Below are 17,089 nucleotides of genomic sequence, written 5' to 3'. Positions count from 1 at the left end.
GAAGGGGGAGGTTCGGAAGGGGCGGGTACCCGCGCCGGGTACCCACGGCGGAGCCGTGGGTGCGCGCGCGAGCGCGGGGGGTCGGCGTGGGTGGCCCCCCTCCGAGCGTATGACCTACGCCGAGGCCGTTGGTCGGCTCCTCGGCCTCCGCGGCGGGGAGTACGCCGGCATGCGCCCCGGGCTCGAGCGCGTCGAGGAGCTCCTCGAGGCCCTCGGTTATCCCGAGCGCCGGTACGCCATCGTCCAGGTCGGCGGCACCAACGGCAAGGGCTCGGTCGCCGTGATGATCGCCGCCATCCTCAAGGCGGCGGGCCACCGCGTGGGCCTCTACACCTCGCCCCACCTCTGCTCGTTCCGTGAACGAATCCGGGTGGACGGCAGGGCCATCTCCGAGGACGAGGTGGCTGACGCGGTCGAGGGGCTCGGCAGTCTGATCGCGCGGCTCGGTGCGACGATGTTCGAGGCGGTCACCGCGCTGGCGCTCGACCACTTCGCGCGCGAGGGGATCGAGTGGGCGGTGCTCGAGGTCGGGATGGGAGGCCGGCTCGATGCCACGACTGTCGGGTTCCCGAAGGCCGAGGTGATCACCCGCATCGCCCACGATCACCAGGCGTTCCTCGGCTGGCGGCTGGAGCAGATCGCGCGGGAGAAGGCCGCCATCATCCGGAGCGGTCACGCCGTGGCCGCGGCGCAGGCGCCGGAGGTGACCGAGGTCCTGCTTGCGCAGGCTCGCCAGGCCGGCGTGCCGATCTGGCTGCAAGGACGGGAGCTCGCCGTGAGCATTCGCAGCCGCGGCCTGTCCGGCCAGCAGCTTGACCTTCGCGGGCCGGGCTGGGAGCTCTCGGACTGCTTCGTCCCGCTCCTGGGAGGATTCCAGGCCGAGAACGCGCTCCTCGCCGTCTCGACCGCGAAGGCGCTCACCGACTTCGGCGTCGAGGTCCCCGATGCGGTGATCCGGCAGGGGTTGGCCCGCGTGAGCTGGCCCGGACGCTTTCAGCTGATCCGGCGTGATCCCTGGGTCGTTCTCGACGGAGCCCACAACCCCGCCGGGGCCCAGGCCCTCGCCGCCGCTTTGGATGACTACTTCCCCGGTGTGGCCAAGACCTTGATCGTCGGGATCTCCTCGGACAAGGACAAGGCCGGCATCCTGAAAGCGCTGACATCCCTGGCAACCCGACTCATCCTGACGGCGTCCTCCAACCCCCGCGCCACGCCGCCTGAGGAGCTACGGGCGCTCCTTCCCCCGACCGAGAGCCAGGTCGCGATGAGGGCCACCGTCGCTCAAGCCCTATCCATGGCCATGACCCCGCCGCTGACCCCTATGGTTTGTGTCACGGGCTCGCTCTTCTGCGTCGCCGACGCGCTCGCCAAAGTCACGGGAAGTCGTGATATTCCTTGCGAAATTGAAAGGGGGGCTGATAGCATAGAATCCCGTTTTTCCTAGACCCCCACGAGACACCTCAATGGTGAAGCTCCCCGTCAAGACCCTCGTGGCGCTGGCCACTTTCTGCCTGACGCTCCCGGCTGCGGCCCAGGCGCCCCTGACCGTCCCGGACCCCCGTGGCGACATCACGGTCCTGGCTGACCAGCTCGAGCAGGTGGGTGAGGACGGCATCGTGATTGCCACGGGGAATGTGGAGATCACCCGCGGCGCGAGCCGCCTGACCGCCGACCGGGTGGAGTACAACCGGCAGACCGGCGAGGCCGTCGCCCACGGGCGGGTGGTCTTGTACGACGGTCCGGATCGGCTCCTCGGGGACCGGATCGACTACAACTTCAAGACCGAGACGGGAGTCGTGCACAGCGCCTCAGCCTTTTCCGAGCCCTACTACCGGCTGACCGGGGAACGGATGGAGCGGATCGAGGAGCGGGTCTACCGGATCCACCGGGGTGTCTTCACGACCTGCGAGGGCGATCTCCCGGCCTGGTCCGTCCACGCTCGCACCGCGACCGCGGACCTCGACAACTTCGTGGTGGGACGGGATGCCTCGTTCTGGGTCGGACGGATCCCGCTGATCCCGTGGATCCCCTTTTTCGCCGCCGCGATCCGCCGCGAGCGCCAGACCGGTTTCCTCATGCCGACCCTCGGGACCTCGAACCAGAAGGGCTTCTTCACCAAGCTGCCGTTCTTCTGGGCCATCTCGGACAGCCAGGACCTGACCGCCTCGCTCGATGTCTTCGCCAAGCGGGGCGTGGGGGCGGGCGGGGAGTACCGGTACATCCTCTCGGAGTCGAGCCGTGGTTCCGTCTCCGGCTTCTTCATCCAGGAGACGCTGAAGGACGACGACGGCCGCGGGACCGGAAGCCTGAAGCACGAGTGGGAGATCGCGCCGCGCCTGACCCTCAAGGCCGATGTCAACATGGTCTCTGACGACCAGTACTACCGCGAGTACGCCGACCGCCTCCACGATCGAAGCCTCCAGCGCGCCGAATCCAACGTGTCCCTGATCAGGCGCTGGGACTCCTGGAACTTCGTCGCGAACACGTTCTGGTACCAGGACCTCACCACCCGCCGCCCGGTCGAGCTCCAGCGGCTCCCCGAGCTGCGCCTGAAGGGCGTGCGCCAGCCGGTGCCCGGGGCATCCTGGCTCCTCTACGAGACCGATGCGAGCTTCGTCAACTTCGTCCGCGATGTGGGCTCCGACGGCACGAGGCTCGATCTCCACCCGCGGGTCTTCCTGCCGCTGTCACTCGGCGGGGTCGTGACGGTCACGCCGTTCCTCGGCGGCCGCGGGACGTACTACGATAAGCGCGTCGTCGGCAAGCGCCTGACCCGAGACGGCGCGATCGAGGTCGAGCTGACCGAGGATGCCTCGCGGATCCGTGCCCAGGGCGAAGTGGGGGCCGATGTCGAGGCTCGCGCCTCCCGAATCTATGAGGTCGGAGGGGTGGCGGGGATCGACCGGCTCCAGCACCTCATCGAGCCCCGGGTCAACATCACCGAGATCCGCGGCGTGAACCAGAAGGGGCTTCCCCAGTTCGACCCGAGCGGCGGGGTGGTCAACCCGATCGACCTCCCGGAGGCCGCGCTCGGGATCGACCGGATCGGCAAGGTGAGCAAGCTGACCTACTCGCTCACGAACCGCCTGAACGCCAAGACCGTCGCGGGGCCGGGGCAGGAGCCGGTGCGCTGGGAGCTGGTGCGTTTCGTGCTGGGCCAGAGCTTCAGCCTGCTGCCTGAGGCCGTCGAGCCCTTCAGCGAGGTCCGGGGCGAGCTGAGCGTCCAGCCGAACCGGATCTTCGGCTTTCGCGGCGATGCGAGCTACGACGTCTACGGTCGCGGGTTTCAGACCGCCAACACGGACGTCACGGCCACGGTCCGCGACGTCACCGCCAGCGTCGGGACCCGCTTCAACGACCGGGAACGGATCGAGTTCATCCGCGGAGAGCTGCAGGCGGCGGTGTCGCGCTTCGTCGACCTCCGCGGCTCGACCCACTGGGACACCCGCAACCGGACCGTGGTCGAGAGCCGCGTCGGCGTTGACCTTCACCCCGGCTGCCCGGTTCGGTGCTGGACGATCGGGTTGGAGTACGTCGATCGGACGCGGGGCGAGGACGAGTTCCGCTTCTCGGTCAACCTCCTCGGGCTGGGGAGCGTCGGGGGCGGCGGAGCGGCCGGAGGGCGCTGAGGGTGCGGGCACCGGTGATACCCCAGACCGATCTAACCCGCCAGCACCTGGCGCTCAGGGCCGAGCTCCTGGACGCGGTGGAGCGCGTGCTCGGCTCGGCGCAGTTCATCCTGGGGCCCGAGCTCGAGGCCCTCGAGCGTGAGCTGGCCGCGCTCTGCGGCGTGCGCCACGCTGTCGGCGTCGCCTCAGGAACGGATGCGCTCGCGCTCGCCCTCCGGGCCCTTGGCATCGGCCCCGGGGACGAGGTGGTCACGGCTGCGTTCTCCTTCGTCGCGTCTGCCACGACGGTCCTCCATGTCGGGGCGACGCCGGTCTTCGTGGACATCGACCTGGATACCTATGCGCTCGACCCCGAGCTGGTCGAGCGCGCGCTGACCCCTCGGACGAAGGCGGTCATCGCCGTTCACCTGTACGGCCATCCGGCGCCCATGGACCGGCTCGCGCGGCTCGCCCGCGACCGCAGCCTCGCGGTGGTGGAGGACGCCGCCCAGGCGATCGGGGCCGCCTACGCCGGCAGACCCGTCGGGAGCTGGGGGGACGCGGCGTGCTTCTCCTTCTACCCGACCAAGAACCTGGGGGCGTGCGGCGACGCCGGGATGCTCGTGACCGACCGCGAGGACCTCGCCGAGCGGGTGCGGCGCCTGCGCAACCACGGTGCGCGCGAGAAGTACCACCACCTGGAGCTCGGGTGGTCGAGCCGGCTCGACGAGCTCCAGGCGGCGCTCCTCCGGGTGAAGCTCCGGCACCTGCCCGAGTGGATCGAGGCGCGCCGGCGCCTGGCCGCCCGCTACACCGCGCTGCTCTCCGGGCTCCCGCTCGCGCTTCCGCTCGAGCGCCCGCCGGCCCGCCATGTCTACCATCACTACACGCTGCGCTCGCCCCAGCGCGATGCGCTCGCCAAGGCGCTGGCGGAGCAGGGGGTGGGCACCGCGCTGCACTACCCGCTCCCGCTGCCGGCCCAGCCGGTGTTCGGGGGCCGCGCGGTGGAGCGGGGGTTCCCGTACGCGTGGCAGGCCTCCCGGGAGGTGCTGTCGCTCCCGTGCTTCGCCGAGCTGACCGATGCCGAGGTGGAGTTCGTCGGAAAGGCGGTTCGGCAGGCCCTCCAGCGGGTCGCATGAGCTTCCTCGGAGGGGGGCCACCCACGCCGACCCCCCGCGCTGGCGCGCGGGTGTGCCGCGCGTACCCGCCCCTTCCGAACCTCCCCCGTGGCAGTTCGAGCCGAGGGGCTCCCGACGAGCCGCAGGCGAGGAGAGTCACGAGGCGAGGCCCGAGTTGGTTGCGCCGGCCGGGTACCCACGCCGGAGGCGTGGGTGGGCGCTCGAAGGGACGGTGCTGAATCATGAGCGAAGATGGTCGCCTGAGCGGGGCCGGAGGCAAGAGCGTGACCGCGGCGCGCTCGGCTTGGTACACTCGAGTCGTTGACGTCGAGCCGAAGCCCAATGTCTGATCAGGACCGCGTCCGGTTCCCGCCGAGCCCGACGGGCCACCTCCACGTCGGTGGGGCGCGGACCGCCCTCTTCAACTGCCTCTTCGCGCGCCGTCACCGGGGCAGCTTCATCCTGAGGATCGAGGACACCGACCGCTCGCGGTCCGCCGAGGAGTACATCGCCGCGATCGTCGAGTCGCTGCGCTGGCTCGGCCTGGACTGGGACGAGGGCCCCCCGATGCCGGGCTATCGCCAGACCGAGCGGATGGAGGTGTACCGGGCCCACGCCGAGCGCCTCCTGGCCGAGGGCAAGGCCTACCGCTGCGGGTGCGCGCCCGACGATCTGGAGGCTCAGCGAAAGGCCGCCCAGGCCCGGGGCGAGACCTTCCGCTATTCCGGCCGCTGCCGCGACGCGGCCGTCCCCGCGTCGGCTCCCCATGTCCTGCGCCTGCGGATCCCCCTCACGGGGCAGACCGTGGTCCGCGACCTGGTCCACGGCGAGGTGGTCTTCGACCACTCGCAGCTCGACGACTGGATCCTCGTCCGGAGCGACGGGACGCCGACGTATAATTTCTGCGTGGTCGTGGACGATGTCACGATGAAGATCACCCACGTCATCCGCGGCAACGATCACCTCTCCAACACCCCGAAGCAGATCCTCTGCTACGCGGCCCTCGGATACCCGACACCCGTCTTCGCCCACATCCCCATGATCCTGGGCCCCGACCGGACCCGCCTCTCCAAGCGTCACGGCGCGATTTCGGTGCTGGCCTTCCGCGACGCCGGGTTCCTCCCCGAGGCCATGGTGAACTACCTGGCGCGGCTCGGGTGGTCGCACGGCGACCAGGAGATCTTCTCCCGCGAGGAGCTGATCGCGCATTTCGACCTGGCCCACGTGGGCTCGGCTGCGGCGGTGTTCGATCAGGCCAAGCTCGAGTGGCTCTCCAACTACTGGATGAAGCAGGCGCCGGCAGACCGGCTCGCCAGCGACCTGGGCCCGTTCCTCGAGCGCGCCGGGCTCCCGGTGCCCGCGGACCGCGCCTGGCTGGCCCGGGTCGTGGAGACGCTCCAGGAGCGGGCGAAGACGCTGGTCGAGATGGTCGAGCTCGGCCGCTTCTACTGGAAGGCGCCCGTCGCGTACGAGGCCGCCGCGGCGCAGAAGCTCTTCACGCCGGAGGCCCTCGTGCGGCTCAAAGTGTTGACGAAGCGCCTCGAGGCGCAGGAGCCCTTCGAGCCCGACCCCCTCGAGCTCCTCTACCGCGGCCTGGCCGCCGAGCTGGGCGTGAAGCTCGTGGACCTGGCCCAGCTCAGCCGGCTCGCGCTCACGGGCAAGACCGCGAGCCCGCCGATCTTCCAGGTGGCGGCGCTCCTCGGGAAGGCCGAGACCCTGGCGCGTCTCCGGGCTGCCGAGGCGGCGATCGAGCAGAGCGGGCGGCGATGATGCACGACCGCGCGGAGGCACGCCCGTGGTGATCCTCGCGCTGTTCGGCGGCATGGCCCTCCTCCTGTACGGGATCCAGCTCACCGGCGAGGGGCTCCAGCGCGCCGCGGGCGGGCGCCTCCGGACCCTCCTGACCGGGCTGACCCGGAACCGGCTCACGGCCGTTCTGTCGGGCGCTCTGGTCACGGCGATCATCCAGTCCTCCTCGGCCACGACGGTGATGCTCATCGGCTTCGTCGCGGCCGGGCTCATGCCCTTCGCCCAGACCCTGGGCGTGATTCTGGGCGCCGACATCGGCACCACGTTCACGGTCCAGCTCATCGCGTTCAAGCTGACCGATTACGCGCTGCTCCTCGTGGGGGCCGGGTTCACCATCATCTTCGTCTCAGGGCGCCGGGCGGTGCGCGACATGGGGCAGGCGCTCCTGGGCTTCGGCCTGATCTTCCTCGGGCTCAAGGTGATGTTGGACGGCATGGCGCCACTCCGGGAGAACGCGCTCGCGCAGCAGGTCCTGAGCACGCTCGCCGAGAGCCCCGCGGTCGGCATCTTGACGGCGGCGGCGTTCAGCGCGCTCGTCCACTCCTCGGCGGCCACGATCGGCCTCGCGCTCACGCTGGCGAGCCAGGGGCTCCTCTCGCTCCCCGGGGCGATCGCCATCGTCCTGGGGGCCAACATCGGGACGTGCGCGACCGCCCTCGCCGCCTCCATCGGCACGACGACCGACGCCAGGCGCGTGGCCGTCGCCCACATCGCGTTCAAGGTGCTGGGGGTCGCGCTGGTCTTCCCCTTCGTCGGACCCTTCATCGAGCTGGTCGGGGCTTCGGCGAGCGACCCGGCCCGCCAGATCGCCAACGCCCACACCTTCTTCAACGTCGGGATCAGCGCGGTGTTCCTCCCCTTCGCGTCGCTGGCGGCGCGCCTCATCACCGCCCTCGTCCCGGACGAGGAGAAGGGGGACAACCCCTTCAAGACCCGCTACCTGGACGAGCGTTCGCTGGACCAGCCGTCCCTCGCCCTGGGCCAGGCGACGCGCGAGGCGCTCAGAATGGCTGACGTCGTCCAGGGGATGCTGCGCGACGGGATCGTGGTCTTCCGCGCCGACGACCAGGAGCTCCTGGAGGATGTCGAGCGCCGCGACGACCAGGCGGACTACCTGGAGCGGGAGATCAAGCACTTCCTGACGCGCCTCAGACGGGAGACGATGTCCGGCGACCTCTCGCGCCGGGAGATCGCCCTGATCTCCTCCATCGGCAATCTGGAAAATATCGGCGACATCATCGACAAGAATCTGATGGAGCTGGCGCGGAAGAAGCTCTACCACGGGCGCCGCTTCTCGGAGGCGGGCGAGGCCGAGATCGTCGAGTTCCACGCGATGATCGCCAAAAACCTGGAGCGCGCCATCGCGGCCTTCGCCGCCAACGACCGGACCCTGGCCCAGGAGGTGCTGGACCAGCGGCCCGTGGTCCGCCAGCGCGAGCGCGAGCTGCGCGAGTCCCACCTCGCCCGGCTCCGGGCAGGCCTGGCCGAGTCGCTCGAGACCTCGGAGATCCACCTCGACGTCCTGACCAACCTGAAGCGCATCAGCTCCCACGTCACCGCGCTCGTGTTCCCGATCCTCGAGGAGGTCTGAGCGCTCCCACCCCACGGCCGCCGCGGTCCCAACGCGGGGCCCCCGGCCGTTGACAAGGCTGCGGGCCGGCGGGGATAATGGCACCGCCGATCCCTCCGGAGGCGTCATGCCACAACGCTTGCGCATCTTATTTGTCTCTTCCGAGGTCGAGCCCTTCGCCAAGACCGGCGGACTGGCCGATGTCGCGGGCGCCCTCCCCAAGGCCCTCGCGAGCCTCGGACACGACGTGCGGGTGCTGATGCCCAAGTACCGGGGTGTGGAGCGGCACGCGGGGCCGCTCAGGACCGCGGTCCCGCAGCTCCGGATCGCGATCGCGGATCGGTCGTCGGAGGGGACCCTGTTCGAGGGACGGGCGGGCTCCAGTGTCCCCGTCTATTTCCTCGCCAGCGACCACTACTACGATCGCGACGACCTCTACGCGACGCCCGAGGGCGACTACTGGGACAACTGCGAGCGCTTCATCTTCTTCGGCCGGGCGGCGGTGGAGGCGCTGCGGGGCCTGGGCTGGCGGCCCCACGTCATCCATGCCAACGACTGGCAGACCGGGCTGATCCCCGTGTACCTGCTGACGCTCTACCGGGACGACCCCGCCTGCGCCGGGGTCGCCACGCTCTTCACGGTCCACAACCTGGCCTACCAGGGCGTGTTCTGGCACTACGACATGCCCATGACCGGGCTCGGCTGGGACCTCTTCACGCCCGCCGGGATCGAGTTTTACGGCAAGATCAACTTCCTCAAGGGCGGGCTCGTCTTCTCAGACCTCCTGAACACGGTGAGCCGCACCTATGCCCGCGAGATCCAGACCCCGGAGTTCGGGTGCGGCCTGGAGGGGGTCCTCCACGAGCGGAGCCGCGACCTCCACGGCGTCATCAACGGGATCGACTACGAGGCCTGGAACCCCGAGACCGATTCCGAGATCGCGAAGCGCTACACGGCCGAGGACCTGGAGGGCAAGCGGATCTGCAAGGCCAGCCTTCGCGAGGAGCTGGGGCTCCGGGACGAGCCGGGCCTCCTCATCGGCATGGTGACGCGGCTCGCCACGCAGAAGGGGATCGACCTGGCGCTGGCGGCGCTCCCCGAGCTCCTCGCGCAGGGCTGCCAGCTCGTCCTCCTCGGGTCGGGCGAGCCCGCCCTCGAGCAGGCCTTCGCTCAGGCCGCCGAACGCTACGCGGGTCAGGCCGCAGTGCGTCTCGGCTACGACGCCGCGCTCGCCCGGCGGATCTACGCCGGGGCCGATTGTTTCCTGATGCCGTCCCGCTATGAACCGTGCGGCCTGGGCCAGCTCATCAGCCTCCGCTACGGGACGGTCCCCGTGGTGCGCTGGACCGGTGGGCTGGTGGACACCGTCAAGGAGTTCCAGCCCGAGACGGGCGCCGGGACCGGCTTCGGGTTTCAGGGCTTCACCGCCGCGGCCCTGGTGGACGCGGTCCGGCGGGCCCTGGCCGCGTACCGGCAGCCCGAGCGGTGGCGCCGGCTCGTGCGGAACGGGATGGCCGAGGATTTCTCCTGGGAAGCCTCGGCGCGGGAGTACGTGACCCTCTACCGGAAGGCGCTGAAGAAGAGGAACCGGAGGGGCGAATGAAGAAAGTCGAGGCCATCATCAAGCCGTTCAAGCTCGACGACGTGAAAGAGGCCCTGACCCAGATCGGGATCATCGGGATGACCGTCACGGAGGTCCGCGGGTTCGGGCGGCAGAAGGGGCACACCGAGCTCTACCGCGGTTCGGAGTACACCATCGACTTCCTGCCGAAGGTGAAGGTCGAGGTCGTCGTTCCCGACCAGATGGTGGACAAAGTGGTTTCGACCGTCGTGGCGGCGGCCAAGACCGGCTCCATCGGAGACGGCAAGGTATTCGTGCTCTCGGTCGGGGAGTCGCTCCGCATCCGCACGGGAGAGCGCGGGGAGGACGCGGTATAGACGATCAGGCCGGCCGCGCGCTGGAGCGGGCCCTCGCGCGCGTCGGGGCCGGGCGGTGGCTCTGCGACGCGCCGGCGGGCGATCAGCGCGCGCTGCGCCTGCTGGCTCACCTCGGCTTCGCCGACCCCGCGGCAGCCCTCGCGAACCTGGCGAGCCTCACCGCCACCCCGCGCGAGCTGGAGCTGCTGACGCCCGCTCTCGCGCGCCTCCTCCGCGCGCTCACCACCTCCGCCGACCCCGACATGGCGCTCAACAACCTGGAGCGCGTAGCGGCGTCGGTCGATCGCTCCGTCCTCTATGCCACGCTCCGCGCGCATCCAGGCGCTGTCCCCCTTCTTGCGGTTCTGGGAGGGGGAAGCCAGTTCCTCGCCGACACCCTCCGCCGCTACCCCACCGTGCTTCCGTGGCTACTCGAGCCGGACACGATGCGCGCACGCCTCCGGGACGAGCTGGCCGCCGAGCTCGCCGCAAACCTCGCGCCGTTTTCCAGCCTGAAGGCGCGCTGGAACGTCCTCCGTCGCTTCAAGTACCGCGAGCTCCTCCGGATCGGCTGCCGCGACCTTCTCGGCGACGCTGACCTGACCGTGACGACCGAGGAACTCTCGCGGCTCGCCGACGCGTGCTTGGAGGCGGCCTGGCGCATGGCCGACGCGGAGTGCCGCGCGCGGTACGGCGCGCCGTTGACCGTGAGCGGGGAGGAGGCGGGGCTCGCCATCATCGGCATGGGGAAGCTGGGCGGGGAGGAGCTGAACTATTCCTCCGACATCGATCTGGTGTTCGTCTATTCCGAGGACGGTGAGGCCGAGCGGGGTTTCTCCAACGCCGAGTACTTCACCCGCGTCGCCCGGGGCGTGGTGGTAGCGCTCGAGTCGGTCACCGAGGAGGGTTACGCCTTCCGTGTGGACGTGAGGCTCCGTCCCGAGGGACGGATGGGGCCGCTCGTGCTCTCGCTGGATGGGTACCGCACCTATTTCGCCGAGCGCGCCGAGCCGTGGGAACGCCAGGCGCTCATCAAAGCGCGCCCCGCCGGGGGCGACCGGCGCGTCGGCGAGCGCTTTCTCCAGCTGATCCGGCCCTTCGTCTACCGCCCGGGCGTGGACCCGGAGATCGTCAGCCAGGTCCGGGCCATGAAGCGCGAGATCGATCGGTCGCTCCGCGCCAAGGGTGGCGAGCGCGCCAACGTCAAGCTCGGCGTGGGAGGGATCCGGGAGGTCGAGTTCCTGGTCCAGGCCCTCCAGCTCCTCTACGGGGGCGACGATCCCTGGCTCAGGGAGCGTAACACGCTCCGGGCGATCTTCCGCCTCACCGAGCGCGGGTATCTCTCTCCCGTCCTCGCCCGCCGGCTGAGCGCGGCATACACGTTTCTCCGCACGGTCGAGCACCGGCTCCAGATCGTCCACGAGTTTCAGACGCATACGCTGCCTTCCGATCCCGGGGAGCTCGGCCGGCTCGCCCGGCGAACCGGGATTCAGCTCCCGCCCGAGCGGGCTGCCCGCACGTTTCGGTCCCGCTACCGGGCGGTCACGCACGAGGTCCACCGAGCCTTCAGCGCCTTCTTCGAGGCGCCTCCGGTCGCCGTCAAGCGTCCGCGCATCCCGTCGGTCGCGGCGCTCCGGGCTACCGGCTTCGTCGATCCCGAGAGGGCCCGCCAGAACCTCCGCCTCATCCTCGAGGGGCGGCCGCTCATCCCGTATCCTGAGCCCGCGCAGAAGGCCCTCCTCAGGATCTTTTCCGTGCTCCTGGATGCGCTCTGGAAGAGCCCGGATCCCGACGAGGCGCTCAACCAGTTCGAGCGCTTCGTTGCCGCCATGGGCCCCCGCGCAGCTCACCTGGAGCTTCTGGCTGACAGCCCCGACCTCCTCGCCAGCCTGGTCACGCTGTGCGCTCGAGGCGAGCCACTCGCCCAGCTCCTGACGACCCAGCCCGACCTCCTTCCCCGGCTCGCCGATCCGACCGCGTTCCGCTCCCCGCGCCGGGAGGGCGACTTCCGGCGCGAGCTGGCTCTTGCCCTCGAGCCCGGGCTCAGTCTCGCCGAGAGGAAGGATCGGCTCCGCCGGGCCAAGCAGGGCGAGGAGCTGGGGATCATCTGGCGTTTTCTCCTGGGCGTGACCACCGTGGACGGGTTCTCGCGCGAGCTGACCGGGCTGGCCGACGCCGCGGTGGCCGTCGCCTGGGCCATCGCCGTCGCGCCGCTCGACGACGGTCGCGAAGCGCCGCCCGGGACTCTGAAGCCGTTGGGCCCTGCCGTGATCGTCGGTCTCGGCAAGTTCGGCGGCCGGGAACTCACGACGGGGTCGGACCTCGATCTCTTCGTCATCTACGAGGGCGGCGACGCGGCCCATGCCTTCTACGACCGGGCGGTGGAGCGGTTTGCGGGAGTCCTGGGCGACATCACCGCAGCGGGGACGGTCTTTCCGGTGGACCTTCGCCTGCGTCCCGGGAGCAAGGGGAGCGGTTTCGCCTCGAGCCTGGCAGCGCTCGAGGGGTACTACCGCGAATGGGCCGACCTCTGGGAACGCCAGAGCCTCGCGCGCGCGCGCGTCGTGTGGGGTGACGCGCGGCTGGCTCGGCGGGTCTGGCGCGCGCTCCGCGAGATCGTCTATCGCCGGTCCCTCTCGGTGGCAGAGCTCAAGGGGATCCGCGAGATCCGCCAGCGGATGGAGCTCGAGCTGGGCAAAGAGACGCCCGGGCGGTTCCACGTGAAGTATGGCCGGGGCGGGCTCGTCGACGTCGAGTTCGTGGTCCAGGCGCTTCAGCTCGCCCACGGCCATCGGCTCCCCGCCCTCCGCCGGGCCAACACGCTGGCCGCCCTCCGCGCGCTCGGGCGCCACGGTTTCCTGGCCGAGCGCGACGCGGCAGCGCTCGCCGATCACTACCGTTTTCTCCGCAGGGTCAGCGCCTCCCTCCGCCTCTTCGGCGCGCGCCCGCCTGACGGTCTTGAGGTGGCGGGCCCCATGCCGGCGCGGGTCGCCCGGGGCCTCGATTTCCCGGACCGGTCGGGCTTCCTCGCGGAGTACCGGCGGCGGACCGCGGAGGTCAGGAAGATTTACGACCGGGTGTTCGCCGAGGAATCGTCGCCCGTATCGCTCGCGCCGCGTCTGGATCGCGCTCCATGATGCCGCGCTTCTTTCTGGTGGACGGCCCGTCCCATCTCTACCGGGCCTACCACGGCCTCGGCTACCTCTCCAGCTCCCGCGGCGTCCCCACCCACGCCGTCTTCGGCATGAGCACGATGCTCTGGAAGCTCCTCAGGGAGGAGGAGCCGGACTACATCGCGGTCGCGTGGGATGCGCCCGGGCCGACGTTCAGGCACGCGGCCTTCGAGGCCTACAAGGAGAGCCGCCCGGGGATGCCGGCCGACCTGGCCGTGCAGATCCCCCACGTGAAAGCGGTGATCGAGGCGTTCGGGATGCCGTTTCTGGAGGTCGTGGGCTATGAGGCCGACGACATCCTGGGGACTCTCGTCGCGCGTACGCGCGACCTGGCCGTCGAGCTGGTGCTGGTCACGGGAGACAAGGACGCGCTGCAGCTCGTCGGCCCCAAGGTCCGGGTCCTCTCGGCGATTGGCCGCACGGGAGAGCGCGTCGTCTACGAGGAGGCCCAGGTGCAGGAGCGCTGGGGCGTGGCGCCGGCCCAGATCCCCGATCTCCTCGCCCTGATGGGCGACGAGATCGACGACATCCCGGGGGTGCCCGGCGTCGGCGAGACGACGGCGCGGAAGCTCCTCGCCCAGTTCGGGAGCCTGGAGCGGCTCTACGCGAACCTCCCGCTGGTCAGCGGCGGGAAGCTCAGGGAGACTCTGGCCACGCACCGGAAGCAGGCGTTCCTCTCGCGCGAGCTCGCCACGATCAGCGAGCGAGTCCCGCTCGGCTTCGAGCTCGAGGCCTTCAGGCGCGGCGAGCCCGACTGGTCCCGGCTCCGCGCGATCTGGTCGGAGCTGGAGTTCTCAAGCCTGCTTCGCCAGATCCCCCAGCCCGCGGTGCAGGTGGTGGCCGAGCCCGTGGGTGTCCTGTCCTCCGCTGAAGACCTCGCAGCGTATCTCAGGTCCGTCCCCACGGAGGCGCCGCTGGCGGTGGAGTGGGTGGGAGGCGGCCGCCCTCCAGAGCCCGTGATCCAGGCTCTCGGTCTCTTTCACCCTGACGCCGGCCCTGCGTACCTCCCTCTCAGCGACCCGCCTCCAGATCTCGGCAGGCGGACCCTGATCGGTCACGACGTGAAGCTCCCGCTCCAGTGGATCCTCAAGCACGGCGCCGCGCTTCCGCGCTTCGAGGATTCCGCGGTGGCGGCCTACCTCCTGAACTCGGCGCGGATGAGCTACGAGCTCGAAGAGATCTGCCTCGAGAGCTTCGGCGAAGGCCCGGGGCCTGCGGCCCCTACCGAAGCGGCGCCTGACGAGGTGGCGTCACGGGCCGGAGAGCGCGCCCGCTGGGTCTGGCGCTACTGGACCCACGCGCTGTGCCTGCTCGAGGAGCACGGCCTCACGACGCTCTACGCGGAGATCGAGCGGCCCCTCGTCCCGGTCCTGGCCCGGATGGAGCTCGACGGCATCCGTGTCGCGCCCGAGCGGCTCGAGCTCTTCGCCAAGGAGCTCGAGCGGGACCTGGACAACCTCACCCGCGAGATCCACGCGCTCGCGGGCGAGGCGTTCAACGTGAACTCGCCCAGGCAGCTCGCCCAGGTGCTCTTCGAGAAGCTGAAGCTCCCGCCGGTCAAGCGCACCAAGACCGGTTACTCCACCGATGCCGACGTGCTCGCCGAGCTGGCCCTGGGTCACCCGCTGCCCGCCAGGATCCTCGAGCACCGGACGCTGGCCAAGCTCAAGTCCACCTACACGGACGTTCTCCCGGGGCTGATCCATCCCGTCACCGGGCGGATCCACACCTCGTTCAACCAGCTCGTCACCGCCACGGGGAGGCTCAGCTCGTCGGAACCAAATTTGCAGAACATCCCGATCCGAACCGAGCTGGGACGCCGGATCCGTCAGGCCTTCATCCCGGAGCCGGGTCACTCCTTCCTCGCGGCCGACTACTCCCAGATCGAGCTGCGGATCCTCGCGCATCTCTCAGGGGAGGAGACGCTGATGGAGTCCTTCCAGCGTGGTGAGGACATCCACACGCGCACGGCCTCTGAGGCGTTCAGCGTCGCGCGCGAGGCGGTCACCGCTGAGATGCGGCGGGTGGCGAAGTGCGTGGCGCGCGGGACTCTCGTCTACACGTCCGAGGGACTCCGCCCGATAGAGTCGCTCGGCCCGGCTCCTCCGTGCGGAGAGTTCGCCCCTCTCGAAGCCGTGAAGGTCTGGACGGATAACGGCTTGAGCACGGCAACGCAGCTCTACTACGGGGGCCACCAGCCGGGCTTTCGGATCACGCTCAGGACGGGCCTGGAGGTGTCGTGCACCAGGGACCATCGGGTTCGGGTGATCAACCGAGAGGGGGATTACGTCTGGAAGCGGGCGTGCGACCTCCGTTTGGGGGATTACGTGGCCGTCAGAGTGGGAACTCGAGCATTCGGCCATGAAGAGCACCTCCCGGACCTTCGGTACCCTCAGGAATGGGAGAGAACCAACTTCAAGGACATCGGGTTGCCGGAGCGATGGTCCGCTGAGCTTGCGCGATTTCTTGGCTATGTAATCTCGGAGGGCTATGTGTACCGGCATCCCGCCAAGCCTGGGAGCGGGGCCGTTATGATCAGCCAGGCAACGAAAGAGCCGGAAGTGGCAGGCGACATGGTGTGCGTCAGTCGCCATCTGTTTGGAGACAGAGCAGTCATCAAGGAACGGGGCGGCTCTGTGTCCGTCGAGATCCGGTCTGGCAAGCTCGTCTGCTGGCTTGAACGCATCGGCGCCGCCGGGCGGTCGAGTGAGAAGACCATCCCAGACAGCCTTCTGGCGGCCCCGTACCACGTCCAGATCGAGTTTCTGCGAGCACTCTTCTCGGGCGACGGCTCCATGAAGTCCGCCGGCCGCCAGATAACCTACACCACTACGTCTCGGGCCCTCGCCCAACGTCTCCAGCAGCTGCTGCTGAACTTTGGCTACCTGTTCACGTTGAAGCGAGAAGCCAGGAAATGGAAAGGTCGCGAGCATGGGGCGTTTGTCCTGAGCCTGACCGGAATGCCGAACGTGAGGCGGTTTGTCCGCGAGATCGGGTTCGTCTCAAGAAGGAAGAATCGTCTCGTTCAGGGCGTCCGGTACGACCACACAATCATTCCCTCGCAGGAAGCAGAAGTTGCCCGGCACTTGCCTTTCCTGCGCAGCACGGGGAGGGAGAAAGCCTACGAGATCATTCGCAAGCGATGCCCAGTCAGATTAAACCAGACTCGCGCGGCCATGATCGTGGAGCAGCTCAGGTCAGCGGGAGTGTCAGACAAGTGGACGAGGCAGATGGACTTCTTTGTCCACAACAATATCGTTTTCCTGCCGGTGAGGAGGGTCTTCGAGGAACTCATCGAGGCGTTCGACCTCGCGGTTCCGGAGGGCCATAGCTATTTGGCGAACGCGCTCGTGAGTCATAACACGGTGAACTTCGGCGTCATCTATGGAGTATCTGCTTTCGGGCTCTCCCAGGCCGCGGGGGTGGACCAGCGGGCGGCCCAGAAGTACCTGGACGACTACTTCGCCCGCCATCCCAAAGTCAAGGCGTACCTGGACGCGACGCTCGCCGAGGGACGGGAGAAGGGGTACGTGAGTACGCTCCTCGGGCGGCGCCGCTACCTCCCCGAGCTCAAGTCCAGCAACCCCAACGCCCGCGGCATGGCCGAGCGCATGGCCATGAACGCCCCGATCCAGGGGTTGGCCTCGGACCTGATCAAGGTCGCCATGGTCCGGATGGCCGCGGAACTCGGAGCTCGTGGGTTGAGGAGCCGCATGCTGCTCCAGGTCCACGACGATCTCCTCTTCGAGGTGCCCGAGGCAGAGCTTGCGACGCTGGAACCCCTCACCCGCGAGGTCATGGAATCTGCCATGACCCTCTCCGTCCCCCTCAAGGTGGACCTCAAGCTCGGCCGCGACTGGTCCGAGGTGTGAGGGTTAGGTAGCGAATACGCAG

General features: G+C 69.4%; 9 protein-coding genes. All 9 read left to right on the top strand.

Going from position 1 to position 17,089, the window contains the following annotated elements:
- Positions 1-109: 109 nt before the first annotated feature.
- Positions 110-1,444: a bifunctional folylpolyglutamate synthase/dihydrofolate synthase gene (locus HY726_11870; protein MBI4609692.1), complete on the top strand. Its 1,335-nt coding sequence runs from the start codon at positions 110-112 to the stop codon at positions 1,442-1,444.
- A gap of 19 nt (positions 1,445-1,463) precedes the next feature.
- Positions 1,464-3,629, top strand: a complete 2,166-nt coding sequence (locus HY726_11865; protein MBI4609691.1) for an LPS-assembly protein LptD — start codon at positions 1,464-1,466, stop codon at positions 3,627-3,629.
- 14 nt (positions 3,630-3,643) lie between these two features.
- Positions 3,644-4,747 (top strand): DegT/DnrJ/EryC1/StrS family aminotransferase, encoded by a 1,104-nt coding sequence (locus HY726_11860; GenBank protein ID MBI4609690.1) that lies wholly within the window; start codon positions 3,644-3,646, stop codon positions 4,745-4,747.
- 321 nt (positions 4,748-5,068) lie between these two features.
- Positions 5,069-6,496, top strand: a complete 1,428-nt coding sequence (locus tag HY726_11855) for a glutamate--tRNA ligase (protein ID MBI4609689.1) — start codon at positions 5,069-5,071, stop codon at positions 6,494-6,496.
- Positions 6,497-6,521: 25 nt separating this feature from the next.
- The gene (locus tag HY726_11850; protein MBI4609688.1) at positions 6,522-8,126 is read left to right on the top strand and encodes a Na/Pi cotransporter family protein; all 1,605 of its coding nucleotides are present in this window, start codon (positions 6,522-6,524) and stop codon (positions 8,124-8,126) included.
- A gap of 118 nt (positions 8,127-8,244) precedes the next feature.
- Positions 8,245-9,708 (top strand): glycogen synthase GlgA, encoded by a 1,464-nt coding sequence (gene glgA / locus HY726_11845; protein MBI4609687.1) that lies wholly within the window; start codon positions 8,245-8,247, stop codon positions 9,706-9,708.
- Complete coding sequence (locus HY726_11840; GenBank protein ID MBI4609686.1) at positions 9,705-10,043, top strand: P-II family nitrogen regulator; 339 nt, start codon at positions 9,705-9,707, stop codon at positions 10,041-10,043. Before glgA ends, HY726_11840 begins: the two co-directional genes overlap by 4 nt.
- Positions 10,044-10,285: 242 nt before the next feature.
- Positions 10,286-13,159 carry a bifunctional [glutamate--ammonia ligase]-adenylyl-L-tyrosine phosphorylase/[glutamate--ammonia-ligase] adenylyltransferase gene (gene glnE, locus HY726_11835; protein ID MBI4609685.1) on the top strand — a complete coding sequence of 958 codons (2,874 nt, stop codon included), beginning with the start codon at positions 10,286-10,288 and terminating at the stop codon, positions 13,157-13,159.
- On the top strand, positions 13,156-17,067 hold the full coding sequence (locus HY726_11830; protein MBI4609684.1) for a hypothetical protein: 3,912 nt from the start codon (positions 13,156-13,158) through the stop codon (positions 17,065-17,067). The genes glnE and HY726_11830 overlap by 4 nt, the downstream gene beginning before the upstream one ends.
- Positions 17,068-17,089: the final 22 nt, after the last annotated feature.

The sequence above is a fragment of the Candidatus Rokuibacteriota bacterium genome (genome assembly GCA_016209385.1).
GTDB lineage: Bacteria > Methylomirabilota > Methylomirabilia > Rokubacteriales > CSP1-6 > JACQWB01.
The sequence above is the reverse complement of the archived record's forward strand: the minus strand, read 5'-3'. Positions and strand labels throughout refer to the sequence as shown.